This window comes from Pseudomonas sp. MF06569 (assembly GCF_059862735.1).
Genome location: NZ_JCBCUZ010000014.1, coordinates 15461 through 32564, shown reverse-complemented (window position 1 = coordinate 32564; position 17104 = coordinate 15461). Strand labels below are relative to the sequence as shown.

Sequence of the window (17104 nt, the reverse complement as noted above, 5' to 3'; positions counted from 1 at the left end):
CTCAGCTCTTGCATCCCGCCAATGCGGAATGAGGCTCAATATGGGACAGGAATCAAACGCGGGGCGGTCGCCACACCCTGGACGGGGTTTGTGCAGGCAAGGAATCACTAAAGAAGGAAAGTACTACGGGGCTAAACACGGCTACTGAAGGCTTGAAAGTCGAGACTTGCAATATGCCGCCTGCCTTGCATTCCTGTCCCGGTTTACATGGCTTTCCGTGCTCGGACAGGGTTTTCATATCGTTGCAGCAGTCCATGCCCATGTCGTCCATTATCGTCATGCCCATCGTCTTCATGGGGCACGGTTCTATCGATGCCTGAACTCCCGCCATCCCGCTGAGGGGAAGCGCCAAGCTAATCACGAAGATGATGCAAAACTGCACGTAGCGTTTCATTCGCTGGAGTGTAGTCGCTTCAAATGGTCGTTACAAATCGACTCATGTCATTAACACCCTGTCGCCAAGCTCCGACATATAGGTAATGAAGCCGACAAGGAATTAAGCCAACATTACGTTTAGAAAATAGACGCGGACGACGAGCTATCGATCCGCCTATATTTGAATTCATAGTGTTGATCTGAACTCAATCATGGATGAAATGGCTAGCCAACTGAGAAATCAAGCAGAAGCCGAGATGAAAAATTGGCGCGACAAAGACCTATCGGTCTACTAACATCTGATTCCGGGAAGTTTGGGTACAAATAATACGCGTATTCGCAGTACTGCTATTTTCTAGAGTGTGGGTGCCTTGGGGGAGCACAGGTCGCGTCCAAATAAGTGCTTTTCAGTTGCCTCTCTCCAAAACCGAAATCTCTTCTTGAGGAAGATTGACCCGTTGACGATCTTTTGAGTAGTTGCCGCATCCTTTCACCCGCATGGAGAGTCATATGAGCGCTGGTCATAGTCACGGTCAAGCTCGTGCAGGACACGAGAAAAAATTGTGGATCGCTCTGGCGTTAACGACAAGCTTCATGATCGCGGAGGTCATTGGGGCTTTCGTGACAGGCAGCTTGGCGTTGTTATCCGATGCGGCTCACATGCTAACTGATTCCACTGCCTTGGCTATTTCATTGATAGCTATTCAAATTGCCAAACGCGCTGCGGATAAAAAACGGACATTCGGCTATGCACGATTTGAGATCCTCGCAGCTGCTTTTAACGCGATTTTGTTGTTTATGGTGGCGGTGTACATCTTGTATGAAGCTTATCAGCGGTTTAAAGCCCCGACAGAAATCCAATCGACAGGGATGCTGATCGTCGCAGTGATCGGACTAGTTGTGAACCTTGTTTCAATGCGGTTGCTAATGTCTGCCAGTGCCGAAAGTCTTAACGTAAAAGGCGCGTACCTAGAAGTATGGAGCGACATGTTGGGCTCCATGGGCGTAATAGGGGCGGCATTGATCATTCGTTTTACCGGATTCACTTGGGTTGACTCGATCGTTGCCGCAGCTATCGGCCTGTGGGTGCTTCCCAGAACCTGGGTTTTGCTCAAAGAAAGCATGAACATCCTGTTGCAAGGGGTTCCGGATGGCATCGATATCGCTGAAGTGGAAGCGTGCATCAGGGCGGTTGAAGGCGTTGAGGATATCCATGACCTGCATATCTGGGCCCTGACCAGCGGCAAGAATGTCATGAGTGCTCACCTTGTAATCCTGCGTAGCTCCCGAACTGAGCAAGATATATTGGCTGAGGTGACTCGGCTGATGAGCGAGGTATTCCATATCAGCCATACGACTCTTCAATTGGAAAACTTACAGTTTCATGCAACGCTTGAAGAAAACGAAGGCATGCAGCACTAGAGCGGGATCTTGCAAACATCTCATGTCGGAGTAGGGGCTGCTGCGATGTACTCAGAACTCAGCGGACATTAAAAAACCTGACCACAGGCGCATATCCAGTGGTGCAGGGAGGGTTGCACAGGTTTGTTGCGGGAATTTACCCTTAAACCTTTCTAGCCTGTTGCCAAGTGGTCTGTCCGTCGAGGTTTGGGAAGCTCAGCCTGAAAACGGTCATGCTGCCAGGCATGCTTTGAACATCCGCAGTTCCCTGGTGGAGGCTCATGATCGATCGAACAATAGCTAAACCAAGACCAGTGCCACCCTCAGCACGCGAGCGACTTGTATCAATTCGATAAAAGCGGTCAAACAAGTGCAGCAGATGCTGAGGTTCGATTCCTGCTCCAGGGTTGCCTACAAGTAGCGATACCTGTTTGGCATAGTTTTCAATAACAATTGAAATAGATTGTCCCGCAGGGCAATGGCGTATTGCGTTGGACAATAGATTGGATATTGCTCGCTGTATCATTAACCTGTCGCCAATGGTCTTGCCATTTCCGGTAACATTCAGGGTGATACGTTTCTCTTCCGCAGACAGTGAAAACAGATCGACCACCTTAAATGCTTCATCTTCTAAGGTGATTATTTCGAACGGGACAAGTGCCGCGGGATGGCTGACCTGAGCTAAGAAGAGCATATCCGAGACAATTCGCGTGACACGGCCCAACTCCTCGGTGCATGACTCCAGCACAGCTTTGTATTCTTCTGCCGGACGCTCCCGAGAAAGGGTAACCTGGGCCTTGCCCATCAAATTGGTGATCGGGGATCGTAATTCATGGGCTAAGTCATCTGAAAATTGCGACAGCTGCTGAATACCGCTGTCGAGCCGGTGCAGCATGAAGTTGATGCCATGAGCCAACTCACTAAGCTCCTGAGGCATTTTAACAACAGAAAGTCGATGGTTGAGATCTTGAGCCGAGATCATGGCGGCGACCTTCCGGAACTCTCTCAGTGGAGAAAGTCCTTGTTGTACTACGGCCCAAGCACTTGCTCCGATGAGTATCAGTAAAAGCGGTAGTGCAATAACCGTCGACCTAAGGTACGCGCTGAGCAGCGCTTCATCGTTCGCACAATCCATCGACAGCAATACGGGAACACTTACACCATTCTTTAATGGGATGAGCTTGGATGCGGTAAGGAAGTGTCGACCTTCACCATCTGAATTGGTGGAATAGGAAACCTTGTCAACGGCAGCAGTCGCAGCTTTCAACTCAGTCCGCGGATCCGACAATCCAGGCCCAAATTTCAGTAAGGGCGCCCTGAGGTTTTTCAGGTCATAGATGGTCAGATTCAGATTGTCATGTCCCATGACTTGATCCAGTAACGAATGCGGTTTTGAATTTACGTCGGCCGTGTCATCGTATAGCGAGAGGCTATGTTCAACCTGCTCCATCTTATTGATCAGGCTGTTTTTTGCCAACTTATCCAGCTCATGCGTCAGCGCAAAAAAGGCCAAGACAGCCAAAAACACTACCAACAACGCCCCTAAAATACTTACTGTCAAGCCTAGTCGCATTGACAGGCTGACCGGCTTCATACACGCGCCTCTAATACGTAACCAACACCGCGAAGGGTGTGGATCAACTTGTTATCGAAGGGGTCATCTATTTTGGCCCTCAGCCTACGGATTGAAACCTCGACAACGTTAGTGTCGCAATCAAAATTCATATCCCAGACCAGTGAAATGATTTGGGTGCGAGAAAGCACTTCTCCAGTTTGGCGCATCAGCAAGTGCAGCAGCGCAAACTCCTTGGTTGTCAGATCTATGCGCTGCTCACCGCGAAAAGCACGATGACGTCCTTGGTCTAGTTCCAGGTCGGCTACTTTTAGTACCTGCGGGACAGGTATGTGCTCACTGCGACGCATCAGGGTTCGTACCCGTGCAAGTAACTCAGGAAATTCAAACGGTTTAACCAGATAATCATCGGCACCCAAATCTAGTCCGCGTATCTTGTCCGCTAGGCGCCCTCGGGCCGTCAACATCATGACCCGGGCATTACTGCTTTGTCGTAGACGTTCAAGAACACCCCAGCCATCAAGTTCGGGAAGATTAACGTCAAGTATCACCAAATCATAAACATGTTGGCGCGCCAGATGTAGTCCATCCGCGCCAGTTATCGCACGATCAACAATGTAGCCACTTTCAGTCAGTCCCTGATGTAAGTATTCGGCAGTTTTGAGCTCGTCCTCAACTACAAGGATTCGCATGACATTTCACCTTCTTAATGACTAGAGTTAAAGGGGGCTCAGAAAAATAATAACCGTATTAGTGTGGTTTTCTGATTGGTGCTATCTTTTAATAGGATTTTCAATCCTCATATGGTTTGAATAACTTACGAGATGACAGCCCTCATTCTAAAGCCTGTAGCTGCTTCAGGGTCAAGCCAAAGCTGCGGTTTTGAGGCGCCAAAGCTAGGGTTGCGACAATCTGTCGCGGGAAATAATCCAGGGGCTATGTAGCACATCGTGTGCTCATATGAATACCCCAATTCGACAAGTGCGCTTCGGCAGATAATTGCTGAATTTTTGTTTCATCATATTGCTGCCTTAAGTTTTTTCTTTTTTAACACCTCCTATATTAGAGCAAAATCTACAGTAGTAGAGCTGGATAACATATTTGTAATTCTTCAGTCACCTTGTTGATAAGTGAAGAACTCTACAGTTACTACGTTGAGAAAATTCGCTTTAAAGGAAATATAAAATTGCGTTGGCTTAGAAAGTTCATTACCCCCTTGCGTATCATAAAATCCATGTTGGTAATAGGCCTAAGTTGCACGCTTGCACTATCAGGCACGGCTTTTTCCGCTGGTTCGGCTTCACAGGCGCTGACAATGGATCAAGTTCTTCAAATGGCGTTTGCCAACAATCCTGACCTAGCGGCAGCACAGTGGGAAATTGGTATCACTCAGGGAGATCGGCAGCAGGCGAGCTTGATTCCCAATCCTGAGTTGTCTTGGGAGGCTGAGGATACCCGGCGAAATTCGCGCACTACGACGGTGATGATCAATCAGCCGATCGAGCTTGGCGGTAAGCGAGGCGCTAGGATCGAAGTGGCAAGTCGAGCGCAAGATGCAGCCGAGATTGAATTGGAGCGCAAGCGTAATGCTCTACGTGCCGATGTCATTCAGGCGTTTTACAACACATCTACGGCTCAGCAAAGGTTGCTGTTATCACGTCAATCACTTGAGCTCGCACAGCGTGGCTTGCATGTAGCTCAAGGTCGCATCAGTAGTGGCAAGTCATCGCCTGTTGAAGGTACGCGAGCAGAAGTCCAGTTGTCGGAGGTACGCCTAGAGCTGAAACGGGCAGAGCGAGATGAGGCAAATGCCTATCAACAACTCGCTCGAGTCATGGGTGTGCCTTTGCCGGCGTTTGCGTCTGTAAGTGATTCAAGTCAGCCAATGCCAACTGTACCGGAACCTTCGCTGCTCCTTAATCGCATAGGTCAGACTGCGGAGTTACGGTTGGCAAAGCTGCAAATTGACCAGCGTGAAGCCTCACTTGGCTTGGAGAAAGCCCAGCGCATTCCTGACCTAACCGTAAGTTTAGGTAGCCAATACGATGAACGGGAGCGTGAGCGCGTGAATGTCGTAGGGCTGTCGATGCCCATCCCATTATTCAATCGTAACCAGGGCAATGTGTTGGCAGCCGCCCGCCGAACTGATCAGGCCCGCGACCTTCGCAATGCCAGCGAGTTACGCCTGCGCACAGAAATTCAGACCACTCTAGCTCAGTGGAATACAGCGAACACTGAAATCACGTCGTTCAATCAAACCATCCTACCTGCCGCGCAAAGTGCTGTAGATACCGCTACCCGTGGTTTCGAAATGGGGAAATTCAACTTCCTAGATGTGCTAGATGCCCAGCGCACCTTAATCAGCGCACGCGGTCAGTACATCCAGGCCATTGCTGAGGCGACAGACGCCTGGGTGCGTATCGAGCGAATTTTCGGTGATGTCGACAAGCTCACTCATACCCCTTGAATTTCATATAACACTTTTTTAACCGCTACTCAGCATCGCAGTGCCACGGTAATCCGTGACTGCCCACTGAGCTGCGTAGGGAGTCCCATGGATAAAAAACAAATCCTTGTCACCGCACTGACCCTCACGGTGGGCATATGTGTTGGTTCGCTCTGGATGGGTAGCACGTCAACAGCGTCCACCGGCGTACAGACGCAAGAAGAACAGGGCCACGATGCTGATCACAGCAACGAGGGTGCGGCCAAGGAGTCAGTTGATGGCGGGCATGCAGAAGGGGAAGCAGAAGAAGGTCACCTGACTCTGAGCGACGATCAGATCAGATCTGCCGGCATTCAGTTAATCGAAGCTAAGGAACAGAGCATCAGCCTCTCATTGCCGTTTCCTGGAGAAGTCCGTTTCGATGAAGACCGTACTGCGCATGTGGTACCCCGGGTTCCTGGTGTCGTCGAGTCGGTACATGTCAATCTTGGCCAAACAGTGAAAAAAGGTCAGCTACTAGCCGTGATTGCCAGTCAACAAATTTCTGATCAGCGCAGTGAGCAAGCCGCAGCGCAACGTCGTCTAGAGTTGGCGCGCACTACCTACGAGCGTGAACGCCAGTTATGGCAGGACAAAATCTCTGCCGAACAGGATTTCCTTCAAGCCCGTCAGGCTCTGCAAGAGGCCGAAATCGCTGTCAGTAATGCCCGACAAAAAATCAGCGTACTTAGTGGCAGCTCGGTGACCAGTGGTGGCAACCGGTATGAGCTGCGTGCACCGTTCGATGGCGTTGTGGTCGAAAAGCACTTGGGCCTTGGTGAGGTTGTCAGTGAAACCAGCAATGCGTTCACACTCTCGGACTTGTCGCATGTTTGGGTGACTTTTGGCGTTTCCCCTAAGGATTTGAGCAAAGTCCTGGTGGGCAAGTCTGTCACGGTTAGTGCCGCTGAGTTGAATGCGGAAGTTACGGGTGCCGTGGCCTACGTTGGGAGTTTACTGGGTGAGCAGACTCGTACCGCCACTGTCCGTGTGTCCATAGCGAATCCGCAAGGAGCTTGGCGTCCCGGGCTGTTCGTAACCGTACTGGTTGATACCGATACCCGGCTGGCGAAAGTCGCAGTACCAGAAGCAGCAATCCAGACGGTCGAGGATAGGCCAACAGTTTTCGTGCGAACTGATGACGGGTTTAAGGCGCAAGCAGTAGTAATAGGTAGTCGTGCAGCAGGTCTGGCTGAGATCACAGAGGGCCTGGAGCCCGGAGCTCAAGTCGCTGCTGCCGGCAGCTTCATTCTGAAATCAGAACTGGGTAAAGCCTCGGCTGAACACGCCCACTGATCCGCCACTTCCACGAGAAGGTTCTCATGTTCGAACGCCTAATCCAATTTGCCATCGAGCAACGCATAATCGTCCTGCTCGCGGTTCTCCTCATGGCCGGACTCGGCATTGCTAGCTACCAGAAGCTGCCGATCGACGCCGTGCCCGACATCACCAACGTCCAGGTGCAAATCAATACTGGTGCCGCAGGTTTCTCGCCACTGGAGACTGAGCAGCGCATCACTTTCCCTATTGAAACCGCCATGGCAGGTCTGCCGGCACTTGAGCAGACGCGTTCACTCTCACGCTCGGGTCTTTCACAAGTTACGGTGATTTTCAAGGAAGGCACCGACCTATTCTTCGCCCGGCAATTGGTCAATGAACGATTGCAGATGGCAAAGGAACAATTGCCCGAAGGCGTGGAAGCTGTCATGGGGCCGATTTCTACCGGTTTGGGTGAGATTTTTCTGTGGACTGTCGAGGCCCGAGAAGACGCCGTAAAAGAGGATGGTAGCCCCTATACGCCGACCGACCTGAGGGTAATCCAAGATTGGATTATTAAACCTCAGCTGCGCAACGTTCCTGGGGTCGCCGAAATTAACACCATTGGCGGATTCGCCAAGGAATACCAGATTGCTCCGGATCCAAAACGCTTGGCCGCTTACAAGCTGACCCTGACAGACATTGTGACCGCGCTGGAAAGCAACAACGCTAACGTAGGAGCCGGCTACATTGAGCGCAGTGGCGAACAACTACTGATTCGTGCCCCTGGCCAAGTGGCGACCACCGACGACATCGCCAATATCGTGATCGCCAACGTCGATGGCACTCCTATACGTATTAAAAATGTGGCGACCGTGGATATTGGGCGTGAAATGCGTACCGGTGCGGCGACCGAAAACGGTCGTGAAGTCGTACTCGGCACGGTGTTCATGCTGATAGGCGAGAACAGCCGTACCGTCTCTCAGGCCGTTGCAGTCAAGCTAGAGCAAATCAACCGTTCACTGCCCAAAGGGGTGGTTGCGATCACTGTTTACGACCGTACTAACTTGGTAGACAAGGCTATTGCCACGGTCAAGAAGAATCTGATTGAAGGTGCAATCCTAGTAATCGCGATTTTGTTCCTATTCCTAGGCAATATTCGCGCAGCACTGATCACTGCCATGGTCATTCCTTTAGCCATGCTCTTTACCTTCACAGGCATGTTCACCAACAAAGTCAGCGCCAACCTGATGAGCCTGGGGGCTCTGGACTTCGGTATTATCGTCGACGGTGCAGTGGTTATTGTCGAAAATGCTATACGGCGCCTCGCCAATGCGCAGCACCATCACGGGCGCCTCCTAACTCGCTCCGAGCGCTTTCACGAAGTGTTTGCAGCAGCCAAGGAAGCCCGTCGACCACTGATTTTCGGGCAGTTGATCATCATGGTCGTTTATCTACCTATTTTTGCCCTGACCGGTGTCGAAGGGAAAATGTTCCACCCCATGGCGTTCACCGTCGTGATCGCCTTGCTAGGCGCGATGCTGCTGTCCGTAACCTTTGTTCCTGCGGCAATTGCCATGTTCGTGACGGGCAAAGTCAAGGAAGAAGAGAACGTGGTAATGCGAGGAGCGCGACGGGCTTATGCCCCCGCGCTGGATTGGGTCATGAGTCATCGATCGCTGGCATTTGCCATGGCATTAGGTGTCATCGCTGCGAGTGGCGTGGTCGCCAGTCGAATGGGCAGTGAGTTTGTACCTAGTCTCAGCGAAGGCGATTTTGCACTGCAAGCATTACGAGTACCCGGTACAAGTCTGACGCAATCGGTGGAAATGCAGCAGCGCCTAGAAAAGCTTGTGCTGGAAAAAGTGCCTGAAGTCGAACGGATGTTTGCTCGAACCGGTACTGCAGAGATTGCTTCCGATCCAATGCCGCCGAACATCTCTGATAGTTATGTGATGCTCAAACCGAAGGATCAATGGCCTGATCCAAGTAAATCCCGGGAGACGTTGACAGAAGAGATCCAGAAAGCAGCGGCTGCTATGCCCGGTAGCAACTATGAGCTTTCCCAGCCTATCCAACTACGTTTCAACGAGTTGATTTCAGGCGTGCGAAGTGATGTGGCGGTCAAGGTCTTCGGTGATGACATGGCAGTGCTTAACAGTACCGCTGCGAAAATTGCCGCGTCAATGCAGGGGGTCGATGGCGCCTCCGAGGTCAAAGTCGAACAGACAACGGGGCTACCTGTACTGACCATAAACATAGACCGCGACAAAGCCGCACGTTACGGTCTGAACGTTGGAGACGTTCAAGACACCATTGCGGTGGCTGTCGGTGGCCGCCAGGCCGGGACGATGTATGAGGGAGATCGCCGCTTCGACATAGTGGTGCGTTTATCCGACGCCATGCGTAAGGACGTTGAGGGGTTGTCCACACTGCTGATTCCAGTCCCGGCGCTGCTCAATGGCAATGCCGATCAGATCGGTTTTATTGCCCTTTCAGAAGTGGCGACCCTCGATCTTGTACTTGGCCCGAATCAGATCAGTCGTGAGAACGGTAAGCGTCTGGTCATTGTCAGCGCCAATGTACGTGGACGGGATATCGGCTCATTCGTTAAGGAGGCTAGCATCGCCATTGATCAGCAGGTAGAGATTCCGGCCGGTTATTGGGCTACCTGGGGTGGGCAGTTTGAACAACTTCAATCAGCTGCCAAACGCTTGCAGATAGTTGTCCCTGTGGCTCTGCTCTTGGTATTCACCCTGCTGTTCATGATGTTTAACAATCTCAAAGACGGCATGCTGGTATTCACCGGGATTCCATTCGCATTGACGGGTGGTGTTATGGCGTTGTGGCTACGTGATATCCCACTGTCGATCTCGGCGGGTGTTGGTTTCATTGCATTGTCGGGTGTGGCAGTGCTGAACGGTCTGGTGATGATTGCTTTTATCCGCAACCTTCGAGAAGAGGGACATTCGTTGAATTCTGCGATCAATGAAGGAGCGCTAACGCGGTTGCGCCCAGTATTAATGACAGCTTTGGTGGCATCCCTTGGCTTTATCCCCATGGCTCTAGCTACTGGAACAGGCGCGGAAGTCCAGCGGCCCCTAGCTACCGTTGTAATCGGGGGAATACTGTCCTCAACTGCGTTGACCCTACTTATACTTCCTGCGTTATATCACTGGGCACACCGTAAAGATGAAGAGGCAGGCAGCGAAAAACAAGAAATAGTATAGCAGTTTGTTTTTAAAGCCCGCTGCTGATCCTCATTAGCGGGCTACTTATATCAATGATGACGGATATGTAATCTTAGTGCCACCGTATTGATAGCTTCGTATTGATACTCTAATGCCAGTATTTAATATGAGGTGTCGAAATGAAAATCGCACAAATTTACGCTCTTGTAGGAGCATTGATTCTTTCTTCCACTGCATTGGCTGAGGGTGGTGGAGACCGGACTTTTTCTAGAGCTACTCAAGCTACCGAGCAGGCTATGGAGAAGTTTTTAGCCAAAGAGCTGAAAAAAACTCCTCCGAAAATGTCAGGCGGTGATAAGGGCCAGATTAGTAAGTAAATGTAGTGGTGCTACACATAAGCCCCGCCCCGATTCCGGTTGCGGGGTTTTTATTGACATGTGAGGTGCAAAAAGTGAAGACTATTAATTCTGTGATTTTTATTGTGGTCGCTGCGATCTCTTCAAGCGTATTTGCTAAAGATAGTGACAAGGTTTTTGAAAAAAGAATGAGTGCCAACTCCGTAGCTATGGAGCAGTATGCGATTAGGCATGGAAAAAATATTCCCGTAGCTAAGCAATATAAATACGGAATGAAATTAGATGTTGTGAATGTAGTTAGCATGGTGCGACCAGCGAAAGGGTGCGGGGTGATGCCCGCAGCTATGACATACGAAGACTCTGAAGGAGTACTGAATACAGTCAGATACACAGTGGCCGGAACATGCCGTAAAGGTGGTTAGCCTCTACGCTCTTGGCATAGGGGCTCATATTTTTGACGTGCGTCATAAGACATAAAATGTGGGGGGTGTTTACGGCAGATCGAGTAGGAGGCGGGGTTACCCCCGCCGTCCTCTCACACCACCGTACGTACGGTTCCGTATACGGCGGTTCCTGCCTACTGACAAACAACGTCAGCGAGCTTGGTTCCGTTGATGTGTCGCCTGTGGTATCTAAGCGCCCAGACCGGCCCTCGGAGCTTCCGGCTCCTACCTCCTGATGGTCTCGACCCCCGCTACGCGGAGTTTCTGCTTTACGCTCCAACAGAGATCACACCCGACTGTCCACTCATGGCAGGTTCAGCCCTTCATTGCTCCGGTTTCGAGCAACTACTACGGCCTCGGCTGACTTCTGTCGCCCATCCCGTCATCTCGCGATGCCGGTAGCACGTGGCAGGCTAAACAGATCTCCCAGGGTAATTCGCGCGACCTTCCTGCTTATGCCTGTCGGATCTACGTCGTAGCGTTCCGTGCAAGTATTGGGCTTTGACGATTTGCGCCGTCTTACCCCGCTACGCCGCCTAATCCGCTTCCTGTTCGTCAGGCCAGCATTTTGCCTAAGGCTTCCTTCAGATTCGCAGTCGCCCGCGACACCCTTGCCTTCGGCTAACACTTCCCCTTGCTGGGTGTGTAGAGGACTTGCACCTCCAAGTCACCAGCGTGGCCACCACAGCCAAGCTGATTGCGCTCACGCGCAACGCGCCATGCCTGGCGCACGCATAAAAAAGACGCCCCGAAGGGCGTCTTAAAATACATCGTATTTAGATGAGTGATCTAAAAGTGGATGCGGAGCTTCAACTTGACAGCAGGGAGTTTCAGGTTTTTGCAGGGTATTACTTACCTGTAGCAATCTGGCCAGATGCGCTAGCAGATTGCTATAAACTCCAGTTTACTATAAGTGACTTAAGCTAACAGGAAGATGATTGAAAAATTACATTTTTGAAATTTTTCAGCAAAAAAGTAATGTTCGTCTAGGATGATTCATCCTGCGCAGATCTTAAAGAATAGCTAATGGATACTCAATAATCACACGAACCTCATCCAGATCCGACTCAAATGTGGTTGCACGAGTATTAGCTTGCCGTAGGCGCAAAGACATATCTTTCAAGGTGCCTGTCTGAACGACATATTTTACTTCGATGTCACGCTCCCAACGTTTCTGGTCGGTAAGTGGGTTTCCATCCGCATCGCGTCTCATGTACGTCGTATTGGCGTTAGAGTAATCAGCATCAGTGCCACGACCGTAACGCGTCATAAACGACAAGCCAGGCACGCCATACGATGTCATGTCGAGGTCGTAGCGAACCATCCAAGAGCGTTCTTTAGGTGAGTTGAAATCACTGTACTGAATTGAGTTATCAAGAAAGATCGAGTCCGACTGACGCAGGTAATCGAAATCGTTATTGCCATTATTTCTCTGATGGGATAGTGCAAGTGTGTGTGCACCATACTTCACGCCTACTTTACCGCTCCATATGTTATTGTCGAAATCGCCAAGTAATTTTTTTCCTTCGTCGACGGCCTTATAATAGTTAAGGCCTCCGAATACGGAAAGCTCATTTGATAATGAGTAGTTTAGCCCGGTGCCAGCATAGTATTGATTCCATGCGTCCTTGAGGCGACTGGAGTAAAGACTAAGGGTGACGTTTTTGTTTAAGTTATAATCACCACCAAAGTAGCCTACCCAAGGCGAGTTAACAGGCCCAGCATAGAAGGTCGCAAAGTTGTCGCGCATGTTGCTCGAAACTGGCTGGCTCATGGCATGTAGGCGACCGCCCTGAACGGTCAAGCCTTCAATGCTAGTATTGGTTGCTGTGACGCCAGTGAAACTTTCCGGTAGTAGTCTTGAGTCGCCAGCAGCCACAACTGGGGTGGATGGGAATACGTCACCGACTTTTACTACGGTGTCAAAGGCGCGAATTTTTGCCGCACCTCCCACTTTTGTGTATTCGTCCCTTGCCTCTCCGTTGCTATTGACTGGAAGGACATCAAATGAACTACGGCCGCCATTACGGCCGCCACCCGTGTCGAGTTTTATTCCAATCATAGCAAACGCATCCACTCCGACACCGATTGTGCCCAGGGTAAATCCAGACTCGAATTTAGTAATAATCGCGTTTGCCCATGCTTCGGAATATCCATTGCCTGTAGGGCTTGACTCTCCGTTACGATGTTCGCGATTGAAGTAGTAGTTGCGGTTAAGGACGGTAAGGCTACTATCCTCTATAAAACCGCCATTTTTTTCTTCCGCAATCACCATTGGCGGCACAGAGCTGACAATCATTGCCATAGCGGCTATCGAAAACTTTGTATTGTTAATCATTAATCACTCCTTCGGTTCGGCAGAACTAGAAAGCACTTCGGCTGGAATTGTTGTTTTAAGGAAGCTGGTCGCGCTTCCTGTATCATCGCCGAGTTGTATCGTTGCAATCTGTAGATAACAGGGGCATGATTGAGAAATTACAATTTTGTAATATTCGGCGGCTTTCTTGAAATGTTGACGCGCGTACCGTGCGATCAGCCGTTTACGGATCTGAGTTTTTACAATGCTAGTTGCTACACAGTGCTCACTTAGCGACCAGAAATCTCTAATTCGCACGTGAGAGGTGCGGATGCGCGGTGCTCGACCAGCTATAAGTGCAGTGGTCAACTAATTCCGGACACGACGTTAAGTTTTTACTCGGCCTGAGCCGGTGGCAGCCCACCATTAAATTGGTGCGGTCGAATCCAGTTGTACCGGTGCATCAAAAAATGGCTGATATCCCGCTGAGCTTGTTGGGCCGTCGTGTAGCCCGTGGTCGGTATCCACTCGGTTTTCAGGCTCCTGAACACCCGCTCCATCGGCGCGTTATCCCAACAATTTCCTCGCCGGCTCATACTCTGACGCATGCGATATCGCCAAAGGCGCTGACGAAAACTCCGGCTTCCATATTGCGAGCCCTGGTCGGAGTGGAACAGCAGACCTTGAGGCTTCCCTCGCTGCTCGTAAGCCATGTCCAAGGCCTTGATGACCAAGTCGGCATCCGGCTTTCCCGACAACGCCCAGCCCACAACACGGCGGGCAAAAAAATCCAGCACAACCGCCAGATACTGCCATTTCCCTTGAGCCCAGATGTAAGTGATATCGCCACACCAGACGTGGTCAGGAGTGGGCACATCAAACTCCCGGTTCAAAATATTAGGAATGTCGGGCCGCTCGACCGTCGCCTTTTTGTAAGCATGCGATCCCGGTTGTTTGCTGACCAACTCTAGCTCGCGCATCAGGCTGCGCACTTTGAATCGCCCGATCTGCTCGCCGTCGTCCTGCATCATGGCCATGATGCTACTGCTACCGGGAGCACTGCGGCCTTGGGTGAACAACTCGTTCACCCGACTGCGCAATCGAAGGCGTTCTACATCCGGTGTGCGGCGCCTGAGACGCCGAGCGTAGTAGCACGAGCGGGTCACTTCAAACACCTTGCACAGCCAATCAATCGGCTCGTGGATGCTCAACTGGTCAATCAGCGCGAACGCTCGAGATCTTCCGACATCAAGAGCGCGGTAGCCTAATGAGATGGTCACCCCCACACCTTGCGAGGGCTAGGCTTTAGCAGGGTGATTTATTTTCGGAGGGCATCATCATGAGCGAGTCAGCGCTGATAGGTATTGATCTCGGTAAACATACGTTCCATCTGCACGGCCAGGATAAGTCAGGCCGGGAGGTGTTTCACAAAAAATGTTCACGGGCGCAAATGATGCAGTTTTTCGCCCGCTTGCCGAGCTGTGTCGTGGCAATGGAGGCCTGTGCGGGGTCACACTATGTTGCTCGTCAGTTGGCGGCAATGGGACACGCGGCCAAGCTGATTTCCCCGCAGTTCGTTAAGCCCTTCGTCAAGGGGAACAAAAACGACTTTGTCGACGCTGAGGCGATTTGCGAAGCCGCTTCTCGTCCTTCGATGCGTTTCGTTACGCCCAAGACTGAATCCCAGCAAACCCTGTCTGTACTCCATTGGATGCGCGAATCGTTGGTGCGTGATCGCACCAGAACCGCTAATCAAATGCACGGTTTTCTATTGGAGTTTGGCGTCAGCTTACCCAGAGGTTTGGCCATCATGAAGCGTCTGGCGGTTGTTTTGGCTGAGCATGAACTTCCCGTTCGTCTGACGGTGCTGCTGCAGCGTTTGCACAATCACTTCGTCTATCTGGATGAGCAAATCAAGGCAATGGATAAAGAGTTGGCATGCCAACTGGCCGACGATGATCTGGGAAGTCGTTTGCTGAGCATTCCATGTGTCGGCCCGATCACCGCCAGCCTGCTGGCTGTGGAGATGGGCGATGGCAAGCAGTACCGATGCAGCCGGGACTTTGCCGCATCAGTGGGCTTGGTACCCAAGCAATACAGCACCGGCGGCAAGGCCAACTTACTGGGGATCAGTAAACGCGGCGACAAGCACCTTCGACAGTTGTTGGTGCAATGTTCCAGGCTCTACATGCAGAGACTCGATCACCAGAAAGGAGCCTTGGCCGACTGGGTTCGCTCATTGCTGAGCCGACGCCACTCTAATGTCGTAGCCTGTGCCTTGGCTAACAAGCTGGCGCGTATCGCTTGGGCGATGGCCGCGCACCATACGCAATACGAAGCAGGGCCAGACGCCTTGAACGCCTGATTCTGCAGTTGTTGCTGTACCACGATTCACCTTTCAGGTTTTGCGATAGCTGAATAATGGATGACGTAAACGGCCTACCGGCCTGACGAAGAACCTGTTTTAAAAATTGGCTCAGCAAGAAGCCGTTAGCCTTTTCAGGATCGTCAGGCGCGACTCTCATCATGGCGCGGGTGAATCATCCGGTAATCCCCCCTGAAAAAAGTACGCATCAGAAGTAGAATTTTCTCCTGACCGGATCAAGGAAATTTTGCGTGAAGACATCGCGTTTTTCAGACAGTCAAATCATGGCCATTCTCAAGCAAGCAGAGGCTGGAACCCCAGCCCCAGAGCTATGCCGTGAGCACGGCATCAGTTCGGCCACGTTCTATAAGTGGCGTACCAAATTCGGTGGCATGGACGCCTCGCTAATGGCTCGTTTACGTGAGCTGGAGGAAGAAAACCGGCGGCTTAAAAAAATGTATGCCGAAGAGCGCCTCAAAGCCGAAATCATCCAGGAAGCCATGGCAAAAAAGTGGTGATGCCATCTCGGCGACGAGAGATGGCGCAGGAGGTGGTTCGCTCAGGTCGGTGCAGTATCAAGCTGGCGTGCTTGGCCTTCAGGGTCAGCACCACGTGCTATCGCTATCAGCCGCGTTTGGCGTATGAAAACGCCGAGATTGCCGATCATTTAATCCGCCTGACACACAACCAGCGAAACTGGGGCTTCGGCTTATGCTTTCTGTACCTGCGCAACGTCAAAGGCTATCGCTGGAACCACAAGCGGGTGTACCGGATTTACCGCGAGCTGGAACTGAATCTGCGTATCAAGCCGCGCAAACGTATTGTGCGCGAGAAGCCCGAGCCGCTGGCTGTTCCTGAAGTCAGCAACCACTGCTGGTCGATGGATTTCATGCACGACCAATTGGCGGACGGACGCAGCTTTCGAGTTTTCAATCTGATCGACGACTTCAACCGCGAAGCCCTGAGTATGGAAATTGATTTTTCGCTTCCGGCTGAACGTGTGGTGCGAGCGCTGGATCAGGTCATTGAGTGGCGCGGGAAGCCACAAGTCATCCGCAGTGACAACGGCCCGGAATTCATCAGTGCCAAACTCACGGGTTGGGCTGAAAAACGGGGCATTCGTTTGGACTATATTCAGCCGGGCAACCCGCAGCAAAACGCTTACGTCGAGCGCTATAACAGCACAGTACGTTACGACTGGCTGGGGCATTACTTGTTTGGATCGATAGCGGAAGTTCAGAATTACGGCACAAGCTGGATCTGGACATACAATCACGAGCGCCCGAATATGGCCCTCGGCGGCATAACCCCTAAACAGAAATTGGCCCTGGTGGCCTGACCTCTATTTTTGACGAGTATTAA

12 protein-coding genes and 2 pseudogenes are annotated in these 17104 nt (G+C 51.3%); 9 read left to right on the top strand and 5 right to left on the bottom strand.

What is annotated here, in order from left to right; translation table 11 throughout:
- Positions 1-52: 52 nt before the first annotated feature.
- Complete coding sequence (locus tag AC19YQ_RS14470; RefSeq protein WP_029612175.1) at positions 53-394, bottom strand: hypothetical protein; 342 nt, start codon at positions 392-394, stop codon at positions 53-55.
- Between the two features lie 296 nt (positions 395-690).
- Here AC19YQ_RS14470 and AC19YQ_RS14465 point away from each other — a divergent pair.
- Positions 691-819: pseudogene (locus AC19YQ_RS14465) on the top strand (hypothetical protein); the annotation flags it as partial.
- A gap of 66 nt (positions 820-885) precedes the next feature.
- The gene (locus AC19YQ_RS14460; RefSeq protein WP_010655496.1) at positions 886-1797 is read left to right on the top strand and encodes a cation diffusion facilitator family transporter; all 912 of its coding nucleotides are present in this window, start codon (positions 886-888) and stop codon (positions 1795-1797) included.
- A gap of 142 nt (positions 1798-1939) precedes the next feature.
- On the opposite strand, the gene AC19YQ_RS14455 is transcribed toward AC19YQ_RS14460, so the two are convergent.
- Positions 1940-3370 carry a heavy metal sensor histidine kinase gene (locus AC19YQ_RS14455; RefSeq protein WP_010655497.1) on the bottom strand — a complete coding sequence of 477 codons (1431 nt, stop codon included), beginning with the start codon at positions 3368-3370 and terminating at the stop codon, positions 1940-1942.
- Positions 3367-4041: a heavy metal response regulator transcription factor gene (locus AC19YQ_RS14450; RefSeq protein ID WP_010655498.1), complete on the bottom strand. Its 675-nt coding sequence runs from the start codon at positions 4039-4041 to the stop codon at positions 3367-3369. The genes AC19YQ_RS14455 and AC19YQ_RS14450 overlap by 4 nt, the downstream gene beginning before the upstream one ends.
- Before the next feature lie 542 nt (positions 4042-4583).
- On the opposite strand from AC19YQ_RS14450, the gene AC19YQ_RS14445 reads away from it, so the two are divergent.
- The 5 genes from AC19YQ_RS14445 to AC19YQ_RS14425 all read left to right on the top strand — a co-directional run bounded on the left by AC19YQ_RS14445 (position 4584) and on the right by AC19YQ_RS14425 (position 11060).
- Positions 4584-5816, top strand: a complete 1233-nt coding sequence (locus AC19YQ_RS14445) for a TolC family protein (protein ID WP_131690204.1) — start codon at positions 4584-4586, stop codon at positions 5814-5816.
- A gap of 87 nt (positions 5817-5903) precedes the next feature.
- The gene (locus AC19YQ_RS14440) at positions 5904-7130 is read left to right on the top strand and encodes an efflux RND transporter periplasmic adaptor subunit (RefSeq protein WP_010655500.1); all 1227 of its coding nucleotides are present in this window, start codon (positions 5904-5906) and stop codon (positions 7128-7130) included.
- A 26-nt stretch (positions 7131-7156) separates the two neighbouring features.
- Complete coding sequence (locus AC19YQ_RS14435; protein ID WP_019824158.1) at positions 7157-10321, top strand: CusA/CzcA family heavy metal efflux RND transporter; 3165 nt, start codon at positions 7157-7159, stop codon at positions 10319-10321.
- 140 nt (positions 10322-10461) lie between these two features.
- Positions 10462-10659: a co-regulatory protein PtrA N-terminal domain-containing protein gene (locus AC19YQ_RS14430; protein WP_010655502.1), complete on the top strand. Its 198-nt coding sequence runs from the start codon at positions 10462-10464 to the stop codon at positions 10657-10659.
- A gap of 74 nt (positions 10660-10733) precedes the next feature.
- Positions 10734-11060, top strand: a complete 327-nt coding sequence (locus AC19YQ_RS14425; RefSeq protein ID WP_010655503.1) for a DUF2790 domain-containing protein — start codon at positions 10734-10736, stop codon at positions 11058-11060.
- A gap of 1033 nt (positions 11061-12093) precedes the next feature.
- On the opposite strand, the gene AC19YQ_RS14420 is transcribed toward AC19YQ_RS14425, so the two are convergent.
- Both AC19YQ_RS14420 and AC19YQ_RS14415 read right to left on the bottom strand, forming a co-directional pair.
- Positions 12094-13419: an OprD family porin gene (locus AC19YQ_RS14420; protein WP_010655505.1), complete on the bottom strand. Its 1326-nt coding sequence runs from the start codon at positions 13417-13419 to the stop codon at positions 12094-12096.
- A gap of 353 nt (positions 13420-13772) precedes the next feature.
- Positions 13773-14642, bottom strand: a pseudogene (locus tag AC19YQ_RS14415) (IS3 family transposase); the annotation flags it as partial.
- A gap of 74 nt (positions 14643-14716) precedes the next feature.
- On the opposite strand from AC19YQ_RS14415, the gene AC19YQ_RS14410 reads away from it, so the two are divergent.
- A complete protein-coding gene (locus AC19YQ_RS14410) occupies positions 14717-15742 on the top strand; it encodes an IS110 family RNA-guided transposase (protein WP_010655507.1) in 1026 nt (341 codons plus the stop codon).
- Between the two features lie 251 nt (positions 15743-15993).
- Positions 15994-17081 (top strand): IS3 family transposase gene (locus tag AC19YQ_RS14405; protein ID WP_085985548.1). Its coding sequence is split into 2 segments (ribosomal slippage): positions 15994-16246 and positions 16246-17081, totalling 1089 coding nucleotides; the frame shifts between segments, so codons are not numbered across the junction.
- Positions 17082-17104: the final 23 nt, after the last annotated feature.